This window comes from Streptomyces soli, assembly GCF_003999195.1.
GTDB classification, from domain to species: Bacteria; Actinomycetota; Actinomycetes; order Streptomycetales; family Streptomycetaceae; genus Actinacidiphila; species Actinacidiphila soli.
Genome location: NZ_RJVR01000253.1, coordinates 14666 through 32306 on the forward strand (window position 1 = coordinate 14666; position 17641 = coordinate 32306).

General features: G+C 69.6%; 17 protein-coding genes. 15 read left to right on the forward strand and 2 right to left on the reverse strand.

Annotation, left to right across the window (positions count from 1 at the left end):
* Nucleotides 1-79 precede the first annotated feature (79 nt).
* The 12 genes from EFK10_RS25565 to EFK10_RS25620 all read left to right on the forward strand — a co-directional run bounded on the left by EFK10_RS25565 (nucleotide 80) and on the right by EFK10_RS25620 (nucleotide 12360).
* Nucleotides 80-637 (forward strand): LemA family protein, encoded by a 558-nt coding sequence (locus tag EFK10_RS25565; RefSeq protein WP_127358016.1) that lies wholly within the window; start codon nucleotides 80-82, stop codon nucleotides 635-637.
* Between the two features lie 101 nt (nucleotides 638-738).
* Nucleotides 739-1653, forward strand: a complete 915-nt coding sequence (gene pdxS / locus EFK10_RS25570) for a pyridoxal 5'-phosphate synthase lyase subunit PdxS (protein ID WP_127358017.1) — start codon at nucleotides 739-741, stop codon at nucleotides 1651-1653.
* Between the two features lie 82 nt (nucleotides 1654-1735).
* On the forward strand, nucleotides 1736-2362 hold the full coding sequence (gene pdxT / locus EFK10_RS25575) for a pyridoxal 5'-phosphate synthase glutaminase subunit PdxT (protein ID WP_127358018.1): 627 nt from the start codon (nucleotides 1736-1738) through the stop codon (nucleotides 2360-2362).
* Between the two features lie 61 nt (nucleotides 2363-2423).
* Complete coding sequence (locus EFK10_RS25580; RefSeq protein WP_127358019.1) at nucleotides 2424-3176, forward strand: YebC/PmpR family DNA-binding transcriptional regulator; 753 nt, start codon at nucleotides 2424-2426, stop codon at nucleotides 3174-3176.
* A 210-nt stretch (nucleotides 3177-3386) separates the two neighbouring features.
* On the forward strand, nucleotides 3387-3902 hold the full coding sequence (gene ruvC / locus EFK10_RS25585; RefSeq protein WP_127358020.1) for a crossover junction endodeoxyribonuclease RuvC: 516 nt from the start codon (nucleotides 3387-3389) through the stop codon (nucleotides 3900-3902).
* Nucleotides 3899-4510 (forward strand): Holliday junction branch migration protein RuvA, encoded by a 612-nt coding sequence (gene ruvA, locus EFK10_RS25590; protein ID WP_127358021.1) that lies wholly within the window; start codon nucleotides 3899-3901, stop codon nucleotides 4508-4510. Before ruvC ends, ruvA begins: the two co-directional genes overlap by 4 nt.
* A 17-nt stretch (nucleotides 4511-4527) precedes the next feature.
* Complete coding sequence (gene ruvB / locus EFK10_RS25595) at nucleotides 4528-5577, forward strand: Holliday junction branch migration DNA helicase RuvB (RefSeq protein ID WP_127358022.1); 1050 nt, start codon at nucleotides 4528-4530, stop codon at nucleotides 5575-5577.
* A 198-nt stretch (nucleotides 5578-5775) separates the two neighbouring features.
* Nucleotides 5776-6180 carry a preprotein translocase subunit YajC gene (gene yajC, locus EFK10_RS25600; protein ID WP_127358065.1) on the forward strand — a complete coding sequence of 135 codons (405 nt, stop codon included), beginning with the start codon at nucleotides 5776-5778 and terminating at the stop codon, nucleotides 6178-6180.
* Nucleotides 6181-6273: 93 nt separating this feature from the next.
* On the forward strand, nucleotides 6274-8040 hold the full coding sequence (gene secD / locus EFK10_RS25605; RefSeq protein ID WP_127358023.1) for a protein translocase subunit SecD: 1767 nt from the start codon (nucleotides 6274-6276) through the stop codon (nucleotides 8038-8040).
* A complete protein-coding gene (gene secF, locus EFK10_RS25610) occupies nucleotides 8040-9179 on the forward strand; it encodes a protein translocase subunit SecF (protein WP_127358024.1) in 1140 nt (379 codons plus the stop codon). Before secD ends, secF begins: the two co-directional genes overlap by 1 nt.
* 30 nt (nucleotides 9180-9209) lie before the next feature.
* Complete coding sequence (locus EFK10_RS25615) at nucleotides 9210-9770, forward strand: adenine phosphoribosyltransferase (protein WP_127358025.1); 561 nt, start codon at nucleotides 9210-9212, stop codon at nucleotides 9768-9770.
* Between the two features lie 148 nt (nucleotides 9771-9918).
* Complete coding sequence (locus EFK10_RS25620) at nucleotides 9919-12360, forward strand: RelA/SpoT family protein (protein WP_127358026.1); 2442 nt, start codon at nucleotides 9919-9921, stop codon at nucleotides 12358-12360.
* Between the two features lie 87 nt (nucleotides 12361-12447).
* Here EFK10_RS25620 and EFK10_RS25625 read toward each other — a convergent pair whose 3' ends face one another.
* Nucleotides 12448-13677 (reverse strand): DUF349 domain-containing protein, encoded by a 1230-nt coding sequence (locus EFK10_RS25625; protein WP_127358027.1) that lies wholly within the window; start codon nucleotides 13675-13677, stop codon nucleotides 12448-12450.
* 225 nt (nucleotides 13678-13902) lie between these two features.
* Nucleotides 13903-14724: a peptidylprolyl isomerase gene (locus EFK10_RS25630; protein ID WP_127358028.1), complete on the reverse strand. Its 822-nt coding sequence runs from the start codon at nucleotides 14722-14724 to the stop codon at nucleotides 13903-13905.
* Nucleotides 14725-14898: 174 nt separating this feature from the next.
* Here EFK10_RS25630 and EFK10_RS25635 point away from each other — a divergent pair, with 174 nt between their 5' ends.
* From EFK10_RS25635 to EFK10_RS25645, 3 genes are all read left to right on the forward strand, one after another.
* Nucleotides 14899-15591 (forward strand): MBL fold metallo-hydrolase, encoded by a 693-nt coding sequence (locus tag EFK10_RS25635; protein WP_127358029.1) that lies wholly within the window; start codon nucleotides 14899-14901, stop codon nucleotides 15589-15591.
* Nucleotides 15592-15604: 13 nt separating this feature from the next.
* The gene (hisS, locus tag EFK10_RS25640) at nucleotides 15605-16867 is read left to right on the forward strand and encodes a histidine--tRNA ligase (RefSeq protein WP_127358030.1); all 1263 of its coding nucleotides are present in this window, start codon (nucleotides 15605-15607) and stop codon (nucleotides 16865-16867) included.
* Nucleotides 16868-16978: 111 nt separating this feature from the next.
* Entirely contained in the window at nucleotides 16979-17620 is a 642-nt protein-coding gene (locus EFK10_RS25645; RefSeq protein WP_127358031.1) for a vitamin K epoxide reductase family protein, read from the forward strand.
* Nucleotides 17621-17641: the final 21 nt, after the last annotated feature.

Below are 17641 nucleotides of genomic sequence, written 5' to 3' on the forward strand. Positions count from 1 at the left end.
GAGAGCCCGGTTTCGGGAAGGGGCGGGGCGGGGGAAATGCCCGCCGCAGGCGAAGCCGCACCACCGCACGGCGGTAGCCTTGCCGCCCGTGACCACCACCATCATTTGGGTCGCGGTAGCGATCATCGCCGTCGGCCTGTACCTGAGCTGGACGGCCGGCCGCCTGGACCGCCTGCACGCCCGCATCGACGCGGCCCGCGCCGCGCTGGACGCGCAGCTGCTGCGCCGCGCCTCCGTGGCGCAGGAGCTGGCGACGGCAGGCGTACTGGACCCGGCCGCGAGCATCGTGCTGTACGAGGCCGCGCACGCCGCGCGCCAGGCCGAGGTCGAGCAGCGCGAGGTGGCGGAGAGCGAGCTGAGCCAGGCGCTGCGGGCGGTGTTCGCGGAGCCGGACGCGGTGGAGGCCGTACGGGAGGCCCCAGGCGGGGCGGAGGCGGAGCGGGAGTTGACGCATGCCGTGCGCCGGGTGCCCATGGCGCGCCGCTTTCACAACGACTCCGTGCGCGCGGCCCGCGCCCTGCGCCGGCACCTCGCGGTCCGCTGGTTCCGGCTCGCCGGGCATGCGCCGTCGCCGGCGACGTTCGAGATGGACGACGAGCCGCCGGCCCTGCTCACCGCGGACGGTTCAGGCCACTGACGACGGATTGGCCCTTTTCCGGTCCACTTCGTAAGGGCGAGGATGAGAGTGCAGGAGCAGTAGCGACTGCGAGCCACTACTCAGTTTCCAGTGAGGTCCCCGTGTCCAGCACGTCCTTCAGCAGCACCCAGACTCCCGAGACCGGCACCGCCCGCGTCAAGCGCGGCATGGCCGAGCAGCTCAAGGGCGGCGTGATCATGGACGTCGTCAACGCCGAACAGGCGAAGATCGCCGAGGACGCGGGCGCCGTCGCCGTCATGGCCCTGGAGCGGGTCCCCGCCGACATCCGCAAGGACGGCGGCGTGGCGCGCATGTCGGACCCGAACATGATCGAAGAGATCATCGACGCCGTCTCGATCCCGGTCATGGCCAAGTCCCGCATCGGCCACTTCGTCGAGGCCCAGGTCCTCCAGGCACTCGGCGTGGACTACATCGACGAGTCCGAGGTACTCACCCCCGCCGACGAGGTCAACCACAGCGACAAGTGGGCCTTCACCACCCCCTTCGTCTGCGGTGCCACCAACCTGGGCGAGGCCCTGCGCCGCATCGCCGAGGGCGCCGCCATGATCCGCTCCAAGGGCGAGGCCGGCACCGGCAACGTCGTCGAGGCGGTCCGCCACCTCCGCCAGATCAAGAACGAGATCGCCCGGCTCCGCGGCTACGACAACAACGAGCTGTACGCCGCCGCCAAGGAGCTGCGCGCCCCGTACGAGATCGTCAAGGAGGTCGCCGAGCTCGGCAAGCTCCCGGTCGTGCTGTTCTCCGCCGGTGGCGTGGCCACCCCCGCCGACGCCGCGCTGATGCGTCAGCTCGGCGCCGAGGGCGTCTTCGTCGGCTCCGGCATCTTCAAGTCCGGCGACCCGGCCAAGCGCGCCGCCGCGATCGTGAAGGCCACCACCTTCTACGACGACCCGAAGATCATCGCGGACGCGTCCCGTAACCTCGGCGAGGCCATGGTCGGCATCAACTGCGACACCCTGCCCGAGACCGAGCGGTACGCCAACCGCGGCTGGTAACCACCGGCAGACGCACCATTGATGGGCAGGCCGCGACGGCCTGCCCATCCGCCGTAGAACACATCGGAGAGGTCCGCACCCCGTGTCCAGCAGCACTCTCCCCCTGCCTTCGGCGGGGGCACCCCCAACCATCGGCGTCCTCGCCCTCCAGGGCGACGTACGCGAGCATCTCGCCGCCCTCGCCGGGGCCGGCGCGCAGGCGCAGCCGGTGCGCCGCGCGGAGGAACTGGCCGAGGTCGACGGCCTGGTGATCCCCGGCGGCGAGTCCACCACCATGTCCAAGCTTGCGGTGATCTTCGGCCTGCTGGAGCCGCTCCGGGAGCGCATACGCGGCGGCATGCCCGCGTACGGCTCCTGTGCAGGCATGATCATGCTGGCGGACAAGATCCTGGACGGCCGCGCCGACCAGGAGACCATCGGCGGCATCGACATGATCGTGCGCCGCAACGCCTTCGGGCGGCAGAACGAGTCCTTCGAGGCGGCTGTCGAGGTCACCGGCGTCGAGGGCGGTCCGGTCGAGGGTGTCTTCATCCGCGCGCCCTGGGTCGAGTCCACCGGCAGCGAGGTCGAGACCCTGGCCCGGCTCGACGACGGTACGGTCGTCGCCGTACGCCAGGGCTGTCTGCTCGCCACGTCCTTCCACCCGGAGCTGACGGGCGACCACCGGGTGCACCGGCTGTTCACCGACATGGTGCGCGCCGCACGCTGATGCGATCCCGGTAGGATCGCAACCGTTCGTTAAGCAATTGGTGACGTGAAGGAGACGGCGGATGTCCGGCCACTCTAAATGGGCTACGACGAAGCACAAGAAGGCCGTGATCGATGCCAAGCGCGGCAAGCTCTTCGCGAAGCTGATCAAGAACATCGAGGTCGCGGCCCGGACCGGCGGTGCCGACCCGGACGGTAACCCGACCCTCTTCGACGCCATCCAGAAGGCCAAGAAGAGCTCGGTCCCGAACAAGAACATCGACAGCGCGGTCAAGCGCGGTGCGGGCCTCGAGGCCGGCGGCGCCGACTACCAGACGATCATGTACGAGGGCTACGGCCCCAACGGTGTCGCGGTGCTCATCGAGTGCCTCACCGACAACCGCAACCGCGCCGCCTCCGACGTCCGGGTCGCCATGACCCGCAACGGTGGTTCGATGGCCGACCCGGGCTCGGTGTCGTACCTCTTCAACCGCAAGGGCGTCGTCATCGTCCCCAAGGGCGAGCTCTCCGAGGACGACGTGCTCGGCGCGGTCCTCGACGCGGGCGCGGAGGAGGTCAACGACCTCGGTGAGTCCTACGAGGTGATCAGCGAGGCGACCGACCTGGTCCCGGTGCGCTCCGCGCTCCAGGAGGCGGGCATCGACTACGACTCGGCCGACGCCAACTTCCTCCCCACCATGCAGGTGGAGCTCGACGAGGAGGGTGCGCGCAAGATCTTCAAGATGATCGACGCGCTGGAGGACAGCGACGACGTGCAGAACGTCTTCGCCAACTTCGACGTGAGCGACGAGGTCATGGAGAAGGTCGACGCCTGACGCGCGCTCGGCAGGACCGAAACGGCGGGCCGGTGGGGATACATACCCACCGGCCCGCCGCCCCTTTTTGCGGCTAACCGCAGGTTGCTGCTGCGTAGCGCGGCACGGGGTGGGCCGATGGGACACACCTCAACCGGCCTGCCGTCATTGTCGGTGGCACCCGATAGCCTGCGGGGACACATGTATTCGAGGGCGAGAAAAGGGGTGACCGTGCGTGTGCTCGGCGTGGACCCGGGGTTGACCCGGTGTGGCATCGGGGTGGTCGACGGCGCGCCGGGAAGACCCTTGCGAATGGCGGGAGTCGGGGTCGTACGGACTCCGGCCGACGCGCAGATCGGGGAGCGGCTGGTCCTGATCGAGCAGGGCATAGAGGCCTGGCTGGAGGAGTACCGGCCCGAATCCGTCGCCGTGGAGCGGGTGTTCAGCCAGCACAATGTCCGGACGGTCATGGGCACCGCCCAGGCCAGCGCCGTGGCGATGCTGTGCGCGGCGCGCCGCGGGCTGCCGGTGCATCTGCACACCCCAAGCGAGGTCAAGGCCGCTGTCACCGGCAGCGGCCGCGCCGAGAAGGCCCAGGTCGGCGCCATGGTGACCCGGCTGCTCCGGCTCGACGCGCCCCCCAAACCGGCCGACGCGGCCGACGCGCTGGCCCTCGCCATCTGCCACATCTGGCGCGGCACCACCACCAACCGCCTTCAGCAGATCATCAAGGAGCACAGCAGGTGATCGCCTTCGTCAGCGGCCCCGTCGCCGCCCTCGCCCCCGACACCGCCGTCATCGAGGTCGGCGGCATCGGCATGGCCGTCCAGTGCGCCCCGAACACACTGGCCACGTTGCGGATCGGCGAGCCCGCGAAGCTCGCCACCTCGCTGGTCGTACGGGAGGACTCGCTCACCCTCTACGGCTTCGCGGACGACGACGAGCGGCAGGTCTTCGAGCTGCTGCAGACCGCCAGCGGTGTCGGCCCCCGGCTCGCGCAGGCGATGCTCGCCGTCCACAGCCCGGACGGGCTTCGCATGGCCGTGGCCACCGGCGACGAGAAAGCGCTCATCTCCGTCCCCGGCATCGGCAAGAAGGGTGCCCAGAAGCTGCTGATCGAGCTGAAGGACCGGCTCGGCGCCCCCGTCGGCCCCTCCGCCGCCCGCCCGGCGACGGCCGCCGGCCCCGCGTCGTGGGCCGAGCAGCTGCACGCCGCCCTTATCGGCCTCGGCTACGCACCCCGTGAGGCCGAGGACGCCGTGGCCGCCGTGACCCCGCAGGCCGAGGCTGCCGCCGAGCCCAATGTCGGCGCCCTGCTCCGGGCAGCCCTGCAGACTCTGAACCGCGCCCGCTGACCGTAAGGCAAAGCCAAGTGAACTGGGACGACACCGACCGCATCGTGGCGGCAGCCGCCGACGGCGAGGACCAGGCCGTCGATGCGGCCCTGCGGCCGAAGGACCTGGGCGAGTTCGTCGGCCAGGAGCGGGTCAGGGAACAGCTCGACCTCGTCCTCAAGGCCGCCCGGGCGCGCGGTGCCACCGCCGACCACGTCCTGCTCTCCGGCGCGCCCGGCCTCGGCAAGACCACCCTCTCCATGATCATCGCAGCCGAGATGGGCGCCCCCATCCGGATCACGTCCGGCCCCGCCATCCAGCACGCCGGCGACCTCGCCGCCATCCTGTCCTCACTCGCCGAGGGCGAGGTGCTCTTTCTCGACGAGATCCACCGGATGTCCCGGCCGGCCGAGGAGATGCTCTACATGGCCATGGAGGACTTCCGGGTCGACGTCATCGTCGGCAAGGGCCCCGGCGCCACCGCCATCCCGCTCGAACTTCCGCCGTTCACCCTGGTCGGCGCCACCACCAGGGCCGGACTGCTGCCGCCCCCGCTCCGGGACCGCTTCGGATTCACCGGGCACATGGAGTTCTACGCTCCCGCCGAGCTGGAGCGCGTCATCCACCGCTCCGCCCGCCTCCTCGACGTCGACATCCAGCCGGACGGCGCCGCCGAGATCGCCGGCCGCTCCCGCGGCACCCCCCGTATCGCCAACCGCCTGCTGCGCCGCGTACGGGACTACGCCCAGGTCAAGGCCGACGGCATCATCACCCAGGAGATCGCCTCCCAGGCCCTCAAGATCTATGAGGTGGATGCCCGCGGCCTGGACCGGCTTGACCGCGCGGTGCTGCACGCCCTGCTCAAGCTGTTCGGCGGGGGGCCCGTGGGGTTGTCGACACTGGCGGTGGCGGTGGGGGAGGAGCGCGAGACGGTGGAGGAGGTGGCCGAGCCCTTCCTGGTGCGCGAGGGACTGCTCGCCCGCACTCCCCGTGGCCGGATCGCTACCCCCGCGGCCTGGTCGCACCTGGGCCTTGTACCCCCCCAGCAGGGCGGAGGGCCCGGGCAACAGGGGCTGTTCGGCCCTTGACGGCGGGGGGACTCGCCGTCGCCGGAACCGCAGTGCCATGCTGGGCGTTGTTCCACCGGCGAGCCAGCGCTTAGACTCCGCCGACGTCGTTCCTACCGGAGCGGCACCCACATCCCCGTATACCAGGCCGGTTCACCCGCGGCCGCGTGAAGGATCGTCCAGACCGTGAGTATTCAGTTTCTCTTCCTGATCGTCGTCATGTTCGGCGCCATGTTCCTCATGACCCGGTCCGCGAAGAACAAGCAGCGCCAGGCCGCCGACATGCGCAACAAGCTGGAGCCGGGCACCGGCGTCCGCACGATCGGCGGTATGTACGCCGTGGTGAAGGAGGTCCACGACGACACGGTCCTCCTGCAGCTCGCGGACGGTGTTCACGCGCACTTCGCCAAGAACGCGATCGGCGCGGTCCTGGACCAGGCTGAGTACAACCGCGTCGTGCATGGCATAGAGCCGGCCGAGGCCGGCGAGGCTGACGAGCCTCACGAGACGGAGGCCGAGGCCGGGACCGAGGCCGAGGGGGACGACCGCATCGACCTCAGCAAGTCCGCGGATGACGAGCACCCGGAGGACGGCCCGAAGACGGACGGAACCGACTCCAAGTAGCACTTGGGTCCGATTCACGTCCGCACGACACTTCGTTGCCGCCCCTGCCGTGCGCGCAGGCTCAGGGGCGGTTGGACAGGGAGAAACGAGAAGGTGGCAGCACCCAAGAAGGGCCGCAGGTCCTCGGGGAGTCAGGGGTACCCCGGGCGGGCTCTGGCAGCGATCCTGCTGGCCATGGTGGCGCTGACCGGGGGGATGTTCCTCTCCGGTCACACCACGCCACGGCTGGGCATCGACCTCGCCGGTGGTACGAGCATCACGCTGACGGCCAAGAGCAACCAGCCCAATGCGATCAACAAGACCAACATGAACACCGCGGTGGACATCATCAACCGCCGGGTCAATGGTCTTGGTGTCTCGGAAGCCGAGGTTCAGACCCAGGGCAGCAACAACATCATCGTCAACATCCCCAAGGGCACGAACTCCAAGCAGGCCGAGGAGCAGGTCGGCACCACCGCCCAGCTCTACTTCCGGCCGGTGCTCGCCATGGCGGCCAACACCTCGGCCTCCGCTTCGGCGTCACCCTCCGCCAGTGCCTCGGGCTCGGCCTCGCCGTCCGCTTCGGCCTCGCCGTCCGCCAAGTCCACGTCGTCGGCCTCCGCCGCGCCCTCCGCGAGCTCCACCAAGCAGGGCCGCGCCGTCACCGACGGCCTGAAGGCGGCCTCGGCCACGGCCTCCGCTTCCGCCTCCGCCACGCCCCCGGCTTCCCCCTCGCCGAGCGCCAGCGCCACCGCGAGCACGGGCACGCTGGACACCTCGATCCCGAACGACCTGGCAACGAAGTTCACCGCGCTGGACTGCTCCAACGCCAAGGAGCGCGCGAACCTCAACCTGAACGCCAAGCCGACCGACAAGATCGTCGCGTGCAGCCAGGACGGCACGGAGAAGTACATCCTCGGCGTCTCCGCGGTCGACGGGAAGAACGTCAGTAAGGCAAGCTCCGGCTATGACACCCAGCAGGGCAACGGCTGGATCGTCACCCTGTCCTTCGACGGCACCGGCTCCAAGGATTTCTCGAAGATCACCTCGCAGCTGTCCCAGCAGACCGACCCGAACAACCGGTTCGCCATCACGCTGGACAACGAGGTCGTCTCCGCCCCCTCGGTGACCACCACGCTCAGCGGCAGCGCCGAGATCTACGGCAGCTTCACCCAGACGAGCGCCGAGGACTTGTCCAACGTCCTGTCGTACGGCTCCCTGCCGTTGACCTTCGACAAGTCCGACGTCACCACCGTCTCCCCGGCGGTCGGCGGTGAGCAGTTGCACGGTGGCCTCATCGCCGGCGCGGTGGGTCTCGCTCTCGTCGTGCTCTACCTGCTGGCGTACTACCGCGGCCTGAGCTTTGTCGCCGTCCTCAGCCTCGTGGTCTCGGCGGCCCTGACGTACACGATCATGGCTCTGCTCGGTCCGGCCATCGGCTTCGCGCTGAACCTGCCGGCGGTCTGCGGCGCCATCGTGGCCATCGGTATCACCGCAGACTCCTTCATCGTGTTCTTCGAACGCATCCGTGACGAGCTGCGCGAGGGCCGCTCGCTGCAGCCCGCCGTGGCCCGTGGCTGGCCGCGCGCCCGGCGCACGATCCTCGTGTCGGACTTCGTGTCCTTCCTGTCTGCGGCCGTGCTGTTCGTCGTCTCGGTCAGCAAGGTGCAGGGCTTCGCCTTCACCCTCGGCCTGACCACGCTGCTCGACGTCGCCGTGGTGTTCCTGTTCACCAAGCCGCTGATGACGATCCTGGCTCGCAGGAAGTTCTACGCGAGCGGCCACCCCTGGTCCGGGCTCGACCCGCGCGCGCTGGGGGTCCAGCCCCCGCTGCGCCGCGTCCGCCGTCCGGCAGCACGATCCGAAGTCAAGGAGGCCTGATGTCCCGGCTCGGTAATCTCGGGCACCGCCTGCACCGGGGCGAGGTCGCCTACGACTTCGTGGGCAAGCGCCGGCTCTGGTACGGCGTTTCGATCCTGATCACCCTCGTTGCGGTCATCGGCCTCGTGGTGAACGGACTCAAGCTCAGCATCGAGTTCTCCGGCGGCGCGGTCTTCACCACGCCGAAGTCCTCGCTGTCGGTCAGCGAGGTCCAGAACAAGATCGCCGGCGACACGGGCTCCAGCACCGCCGTCGTGCAGAAGCTGGGCACGGGCAGCCTCCGTATCCAGATCAGCGACGTCGGCACCGCTGAGGCCGCGCAGATCCAGTCGAAGATCGCCACGGATCTGGGTCTGAAGTCGCAGGACATCAACGAGCAGGTTGTCGGCCCGAGCTGGGGCCAGGAGATCTCCAACAAGGCCATCGAGGGCCTGGTGATCTTCATGATCCTGGTGACGATCTACCTCGCGATCGCCTTCGAGTGGCGCAAGGCCGTCGCGGCGGTGATCGCCCTCATCCACGACCTCACGATCACCGTCGGCGTGTACGCCATCGTCGGCTTCGAGGTCAGCCCCGGCACCGTCATCGGTCTGCTGACCGTCCTCGGTTACTCCCTCTACGACACCGTCGTCGTCTTCGACGGTCTCAAGGAGACCACCAAGGACATCACCAAGCAGAACCGCTTCACGTACAGCGAGCTCGCCAACCGCAGCCTCAACCAGACCCTGGTGCGTTCCATCAACACCACGGTCGTGGCCTTGCTGCCGGTCGCTGCGCTGCTGTTCGTCGGTGGCGGCCTGCTCGGCGCGGGCATGCTCAACGACATCGCCCTGTCGCTGTTCGTCGGCCTCGCGGCCGGTGCTTACTCCTCGATCTTCATCGCCACCCCGCTGGTCGCGGACCTCAAGGAGCGCGACCCGGAGATCAAGGCGCTCAAGAAGCGCGTCCTCGCCAAGCGTGCCGCCGACGCCCGCAAGGCCGAGACGGCTACCGACGAGCCGCAGGACGCCGACCAGGCGGACGACGACGAAGAGGCGGAGGGCGCGCACCCCGCGGCCGCCGGGGCTGTCAGCGGGCAGCGGAACCAGCCCGCCTCGCGCAGCCGCAGCAAGAACCGCCCCTCCGGCAAGCGCCGCTGAGGCACGAAGCAACACAGCAAGGAAACTGAGATGACCACGACGGACGCAGCCCCGGACGAACTGCGCAGCCTGCTGCTCAGCCGCATCCGGGATGTGCCCGACTACCCGACGCCGGGCGTGATGTTCAAGGACATCACCCCGCTGCTCGCCGACCCCATCGCGTTCAACGCGCTGGTGGACGCCCTGGCCGCGCTCGCCGCGCGGCACGGCGCGGACAAGGTCGTCGGTCTGGAGGCGCGCGGATTCATCCTCGCCGCCCCCGCCGCTGCCCGGGCGGGCCTCGGCTTCGTACCCGTACGCAAGGCCGGAAAGCTGCCCGGGGCGACCCTCGGGCGGGCGTACGAGCTGGAGTACGGCACCGCCGAGATCGAGGTGCACCAGGACGCCTTCACCGCCGGCGACCGGGTGCTGGTCATCGACGACGTGCTCGCCACCGGCGGCACCGCCGAGGCGTCCCTCGAACTGGTCCGCCGCAGCGGCGCCCAGGTCGCGGGGGTCGCGGTGCTGCTGGAGCTGGGCTTCCTCGGCGGGCGGGCGCGACTGGCGCCGGCCCTCGACGGGGCCCCGCTGGAGGCACTGATCTCCATCTGAGGCAGGCAGCGGAAGGAGAGGCGGGTCCACCACGGACCCGCCTCTTTCCGTTGGGACAGCCGTTGCGCGGGGGACAGACGGGGGACAGGACGCGATGATGGCCACCGGATCAGTACCATGGTGTCTCGGACCCCCTTGAGGAGTGCCCTTGCACGACGAGGCCCAGCCGGCCCAGCCAGTCACCGCCGCGGACACTGTCGCACCTGCAGCGCCCGCCGCGTCTCCGGCCCCCGCCGACCCGCCCGCGCCCGCTGCCCGGCCCGTACGCACCCCCGGCAGTGTCACTCCGGCACGCCCCGCCGCGGCCCCCTCCAACCGTGTCCGCGCCCGCCTCGCCCGCCTCGGCGTCCAGCGCTCCAGCCCGTACAACCCGGTCCTGGAGCCCCTGCTGCGGATAGTCCGCAGTAACGACCCCAAGGGCGACAGCGCCGAGCTGCGCCAGATCGAGCGGGCCTACCAGGTCGCCGAGCGCTGGCACCGCGGCCAGAAGCGCAAGAGCGGCGACCCGTACATCACCCACCCGCTCGCCGTCACCACCATCCTGGCCGAGCTCGGCATGGACCCGGCCACACTGATGGCGGGCCTGCTGCACGACACCGTCGAGGACACCGAGTACGGCCTCGACGCGCTGCGCCGAGACTTCGGCGACCAGGTCGCCCTGCTGGTGGACGGCGTCACCAAGCTGGACAAGGTCAAGTTCGGCGAGGCCGCCCAGGCCGAGACCGTGCGCAAGATGGTCGTCGCCATGGCCAAGGACCCGCGCGTCCTGGTCATCAAGCTCGCAGACCGCCTGCACAACATGCGCACCATGCGTTACCTCAAGCGGGAGAAGCAGGAGAAGAAGGCCCGCGAGACGCTGGAGATCTACGCCCCGCTGGCCCACCGGCTGGGCATGAACACCATCAAGTGGGAGCTGGAGGACCTCGCCTTCGCGATCCTCTACCCCAAGATGTACGACGAGATCGTCCGCCTGGTCGCCGAGCGCGCCCCCAAGCGCGACGAATACCTTGCCGTGGTCACCGACCAGGTCCAGCAGGACCTGCGCGCCGCCCGCATCAAGGCGACCGTCACCGGACGGCCGAAGCACTACTACAGCGTTTACCAGAAGATGATCGTGCGAGGCCGCGACTTCGCAGAGATCTACGACCTGGTGGGAATTCGCGTACTGGTCGACACCGTCCGCGACTGCTACGCGGCGCTGGGCACCATCCACGCGCGGTGGAATCCGGTCCCCGGCCGGTTCAAGGACTACATCGCGATGCCCAAGTTCAACATGTACCAGTCGCTGCACACCACCGTCATCGGGCCCAGCGGCAAGCCGGTCGAGCTGCAGATCCGCACCTTCGACATGCACCGCCGCGCCGAGTACGGCATCGCCGCGCACTGGAAGTACAAGCAGGAGGCCGTCGCCGGCACCTCCAAGGTCCGCACCGACACGCCCAGGCGCGGCGAGGGCGACGCCATCAACGACATGGCGTGGCTGCGCCAGCTGCTGGACTGGCAGAAGGAGACCGAGGACCCGGGCGAGTTCCTGGAGTCGCTGCGCTTCGACCTCTCGCAGAACGAGGTCTTCGTCTTCACCCCCAAGGGTGACGTCATAGCGCTTCCGGCGGGGGCCACGCCCGTCGACTTCGCGTACGCCGTCCACACCGAGGTCGGCCACCGCACCATAGGCGCCCGCGTCAACGGCCGTCTCGTACCGCTGGAGTCCACGCTCGACAACGGCGACACGGTCGAGGTCTTCACCTCCAAGGCCGCCGGCGCCGGGCCGTCCCGCGACTGGCTCGGCTTCGTCAAGTCGCCGCGGGCCCGCAACAAGATCCGCGCCTGGTTCTCCAAGGAGCGCCGCGAGGAGGCCGTCGAGCAGGGCAAGGAAGCCATCGCGCGGGCCATGCGCAAGCAGAACCTGCCGATCCAGCGGGTGCTGACCGGCGACTCGCTCGTCACGCTCGCGCACGAGATGCGCTACCCCGACATCTCCGCGCTGTACGCGGCGATCGGCGAGGGGCACATCACCGCGCAGTCCGTCGTGCAGAAGCTCGTCGAGGCCCTGGGCGGGGAAGAGGGCGCGACCGAGGACATCGCCGAGGTCACCACCCCCTCGCGCAGCCGCACCAAGCGGCGCAACGCCGACCCGGGCGTCATCGTCAAGGGCGAGAAGGACGTCTGGGTCAAGCTCTCCCGGTGCTGTACCCCCGTCCCGGGCGACCCCATCGTCGGCTTTGTCACCCGCGGCGCCGGGGTCTCCGTGCACCGCGCGGACTGCGTCAACGTCGACTCGCTGTCGCAGCAGCCCGAGCGGATCATCGACGTCGAATGGGCGCCCACCCAGTCCTCGGTCTTCCTGGTCGCCATCCAGGTCGAGGCCCTGGACCGCTCCCGTCTGCTGTCCGACGTCACCCGCGTCCTGTCCGACCAGCACGTCAACATCCTCTCGGCCGCCGTCCAGACCTCCCGCGACCGGGTCGCCACCTCCCGCTTCACCTTCGAGATGGGCGATCCCAAGCACCTCGGCCACGTCCTCAAGGCCGTACGCGGTGTGGAGGGCGTCTACGACGTGTACCGGGTGACCTCGGCCCGGGCGAAGTAGCGACGTAGCGACGTACGAAGAAAACGACGCAAGAAAGCGGCCCCCGGCACGAAGCCGTGCCGGGGGCCGCTTTTGCTACTTCCGGCTTCAGCCGCCGAACTCCTGCAGCCCCTTCAGAGCCTGGTCAAGCAGCGCCTGGCGCCCCTCGAGCTCCCGGGCGAGCTTGTCCGCCTTCGCGGTGTTGCCCGCGGCACGAGCCGCCTCGACCTGCCCGGCCAGCTTGTCCACGGCCGCCTGGAGCTGCCCGGTGAGCCCGGCAGCCCGTGCGCGGGCCTCCGGGTTCGTACGGCGCCACTCGGTCTCCTCGGCCTCCTGGATCGCCCGCTCGACCGCGTGCATCCGGGCCTCGATCTTCGGCCGGGCGTCGCGCGGGACGTGGCCGATGGCCTCCCAGCGCTCGTTGATCGTCCGGAACGCCGCGCGGGCGCCCTTGAGATCGGACACCGGAAGAAGCTTCTCGGCCTCGATGGCCAGCTCCTCCTTGCCGGCCATATTCTCCCGCTGCTCCACGTCCCGCTCGGCGAAGACCTCGGAGCGCGCCGCGAAGAAGACGTCCTGCGCACCGCGGAAACGGTTCCACAAATCGTCCTCGGCCTCGCGCTGTGCGCGCCCGGCGGCCTTCCAGTCGTTCATCAGCTCACGGTAGCGGGCGGCGGTCGGGCCCCAGTCGGTGGAGCCGGACAGCGACTGCGCCTCCTCGACCAGCTTCTCCTTGGTGCGCCGCGCCTCCTCGCGCTGGGCGTCCAGCGAGGCGAAGTGCGCCTTGCGGCGCTTGGAGAAGACCGAGCGGGCGTGGCTGAAGCGGTGCCACAGCTCGTCGTCGGTCTTGCGGTCCAGACGCGGCAGGCCCTTCCAGGTGTCCACCAGCGCGCGCAGCCGCTCACCGGCCGACCGCCACTGCTCGCTCTCCGCGAGCTGCTCGGCCTCGACGACCAGCTGCTCCTTGGAGTGCTTGGCCTCGTCGGTCTGCTTGGCCTTGGCGGCCTTGCGCTCCTCGCGGCGGGAGTCCACCAGGCCGACCAGCGCGTCGAGCCGCTTGGACAGCGCCTCCAGGTCGCCCACCGCGTGTGCGCCGTCCACCGAGGCACGCAGGTGCTCGATGGCGGTCAGCGCGTCCTTCGGGGCGAGATCGGTGGTACGCACCCGGCGCTCGAGGAGGCCGATCTCAACGACGAGGCCTTCGTACTTGCGCTCGAAGTAGGCCAGCGCCTCCTCGGGAGAGCCTGCCTGCCACGAACCGACCTCCCGCTCGCCCTCGGCCGTACGCACGTACACGGTCCCCGTCTCGTCGACGCGGCCCCACGGGTCGCTGCTCACGGCAGCCTCCTCACCTGATGCCCGGCTGTCGGATGGGACCCCGGGCATCTTCCACAGTTTCATCCTGCCAGGGCCACGCCATGGCAGGTCCGGTGCGCCGCTGAAACTCCTCAGAGCCGGCGCACGCACCCTATACAACCGCCAACATAGGCGACCGGTACCCCGGCTGTCCGTATCCCGCACAGGCGAAATTCACGAACGGTCGGGGCCGGGGCGCCACTGCGGTCAGGACTTGGTGACGGTCGCCTTGTTGATCACGACGGTGGCGTTGGGGGCGCCGTCGCCGGTGCCGCCCGCCGCACCCGCGGCGGCGATCTTGTTCAGGACCGTCATGCCCGAACTGCTGATCGTGCCGAACGGGGTGTAGCTCGCGGGTAGCGTGCTGTCCTTGTAGACAAGGAAGAACTGGCTGCCGCCGGTGTGCGCGCTGCCGGTGTTGGCCATCGCGACGGTGCCCGCCGGGTACGTGCCCTTGGAGATGGACTTCGCCTTGAGGTTCTCGTCCGGGATCGTGTAGCCGGGGCCACCGGAGCCCTGCCCGGTCGGGTCGCCGCACTGCAGCACGTAGATGCCCGAGGTCGTCAGGCGGTGGCACTTGGTGTGGTCGAAGTAGCCGTTGTCGGCAAGGAATTTGAACGAGTTCACCGTGTGCGGGGCGTTCGCCGCGTCCAGGTTCAAGGCGATGTCACCGCAGGTGGTCTGCAGGTCGAAGACGTACTTCGCCGTCTTGTCGATCGTGACCGCCGGCTCCTGCTTCCACGTCTTGGTGGCGACGCTGCCGGCAGCCGCCTTCGCGCAGGGGTCGGGAGCCTTGCTGGCCGTGCTCGCGGAGGGGGAGGTGGACGCCGACGCCGCGGCGTCGTCCTTCGTACCGCTCCCGAGGCCCATGGCCCAGGAGGCACCGCCCGCCGCGACGACGACCGCGACCACCGCGGCGATCACGGCATTGCGCCGCCGGTACTTGGACCGCTCCGCGACCCGCCGCTGCTGCTGCCGCTCGAACTTCTCGCGGGCGAGCTGCCGCCGCCGCTGATCCTTCGTGACCACTGCGCCTTCTCCCGATTGCCGGTATTCCGAACGTGATTCCGCGTTCCGGAGATCTTCGCGTTCCCGCGTCCCGTCGTCCAGTGACGTTACTGGTTCGCGACGGCCGTGGCGGCGCCGGTAGGCTCGTGCACTGCTGGACTGCGTAGATCTCCCGTGGACGACAGAAGGACGAACGTGCTTATTGCCGGGTTCCCGGCCGGGGCCTGGGGGACCAATTGCTATGTGGTCGCCCCCGCCGCCGGTGAGGAGTGCGTCATCATCGACCCGGGCCACCAGGCGGCCCAGGGCGTCGATGAGACCCTCGCCAAACACCGGCTCAAGCCTGTCGCCGTGATCCTCACCCACGGCCACATCGACCACGTGGCGTCGGTCGTCCCGGTCTGCGGGGCCCACGATGTGCCGGCCTGGATACATCCCGAGGACCGCTACATGCTCAGCGACCCGGAGAAGGCCCTGGGACGCACGATCGGCCAGCAGCTGATGGGCGAGCTGACCGTCGGCGAACCGGACGACCTCAGGGAACTGACCGACGGCAGCAGGGTGGAGCTGGCGGGGCTGGACCTGACCGTCGCGCACGCGCCCGGCCATACCAGGGGGTCGGTGACCTTCAGGCTGCCGCAGACCGTCGACATCCCGTCGGTGTTCTTCTCGGGCGACCTGCTGTTCGCCGGCTCCGTCGGACGTACCGACCTGCCCGGCGGCGACACGGCCGAGCTGCTCGAATCGCTGGCCCGCGTGTGCCTGCCGCTCGACGACTCGACCGTGGTGCTGTCCGGCCACGGCCCCCAGACCACCATCGGCCGCGAGCGCGCCGCCAACCCGTACCTGCGGGACGTGGCCGGCGAGGCTCCGCGACGAGGATTGTGACGAGAGACCTTCCGTGAGCACTTTCAACGCACCCAAGGGCACGTACGACCTGCTTCCGCCCGACTCCGCGAAGTTCCTGGCGGTGCGCGAGGCCATCGCCGCGCCGCTGCGGAACTCCGGCTACGGCTACGTCGAGACACCCGGCTTCGAGAACGTCGAGCTCTTCGCGCGCGGCGTCGGTGAGTCCACCGACATCGTGACCAAGGAGATGTACACCCTCACCACCAAGGGCGGCGACGAGCTCGCCCTGCGTCCCGAGGGCACGGCCTCCGTCCTGCGCGCCGCGCTGGAGGCCAACCTGCACAAGACGGGAAACCTGCCGGTCAAGCTCTGGTACTCCGGCTCGTACTACCGCTACGAGCGCCCGCAGAAGGGCCGCTACCGGCACTTCTCACAGGTGGGCGCCGAGGCGATCGGCGCCGAGGACCCGCTACTGGACGCCGAGCTGATCATCCTCGCCGACCAGGCCTACCGCTCCCTCGGCCTGCGCGAATTCCGCATCCTGCTGAACTCGCTGGGCGACAAGGAATGCCGCCCCGTCTACCGGACCGCGCTCCAGGACTTCCTGCGCGGCCTTGACCTGGACGAGGACACGCGCCGCCGCGTCGACATCAACCCCCTGCGGGTCCTCGACGACAAGCGCCCCGACGTCCAGAAGCAGCTGACCGGCGCGCCCGTGCTGCGCGACTACCTCTGCGACGCCTGCAAGGCGTACCACGAGGAAGTGCGGGAGCTGCTGACGGCGGCCGGGGTCGCCTTCGAGGACGACGTGAAGCTGGTGCGCGGCCTGGACTACTACACCCGCACCACCTTCGAGTTCGTCCACGACGGCCTCGGTTCGCAGTCCGCGGTCGGGGGCGGCGGCCGCTACGACGGCCTGTCCGAGATGATCGGCGGCCCCGCCCTGCCGTCCGTCGGCTGGGCGCTCGGCGTGGACCGTACGGTGCTGGCGCTGGAGGCCGAGGGCATCGAGCTCGAACTGCCCCCGACCACCGAGGTGTTCGCCGTGCCGCTCGGCGAGGAGGCGCGCCAGGTGCTGTTCACCACGGTCACCGAGCTGCGCAGGGCCGGGGTCGCCACCGACTTCGCGTACGGCGGCAAGGGCCTGAAGAACGCCATGAAGTCCGCCAACCGCTCCGGCGCCCGGTACGCGATCGTCGCCGGTGAGCGGGACCTCGCCGAGGGCGTCGTCCAGCTCAAGGATCTGGAGAGCGGCGAGCAGAACCCGGTCCCTCTGGCCGAGGTCGTCACGACTCTGCTGGAGAAAAGGGCCTGAAAGCCCGCCTCAAAAAACAGCGCGATGCGCCCGGCACTTCCGCCGGGCCGCTAGCGTTGGGCAGTGCGGATCGGCCCGAGCGGCACACGACGGACCTAGGGAAACGGCGACATGGTGGCACCAGCGCTTGATGAGGCTCGTACCGGCGACGAGCGGCAGGAACCGGACGGGCGGATCGGTGCGGGCAAGGCCTTCAGCTGGCTGCTCGTGGTTTGCGGGGCGCTCGGCCTGCTGGCCTCGTGGGTCATCGTGATCGACAAGTTCAAGCTGCTCGAGGACCCGAACTTCGTGCCCGGCTGCAGCCTGAACCCGATCATCTCGTGCGGCAACATCATGAAGAGCGAGCAGTCGCACGTCTTCGGGTTCCCCAACCCGATGATCGGCATGGTCGCCTACCCGATCGTCGTCGCCATCGGCATGGGCCTGTTCGCCGGCGCCCGCTACCGCCGCTGGTACTGGCTCGGCCTGCAGGCCGGCACCGTGTTCGGTGTCGGCTTCGTGACCTGGCTGCAGTACCAGTCGCTGTACAGCATCGGCTCCCTGTGCCTCTGGTGCTCGCTGGCCTGGGCCGTCACCATCGCCCTGTTCTGGTACACCGCCGTACACAACATCAAGCACGGCGTGATCAAGGTCCCCGCCGGGGCGCGGTCGATGGTGCTGGAGTTCCACTGGGTGATCCCGGTGCTCTGGTACGGGATCATCATCATGCTGATCCTGACCCGCTGGTGGTCGTACTGGAGCACGCTCCTCTGAGCCGGGACGGCGTTGTCAGTG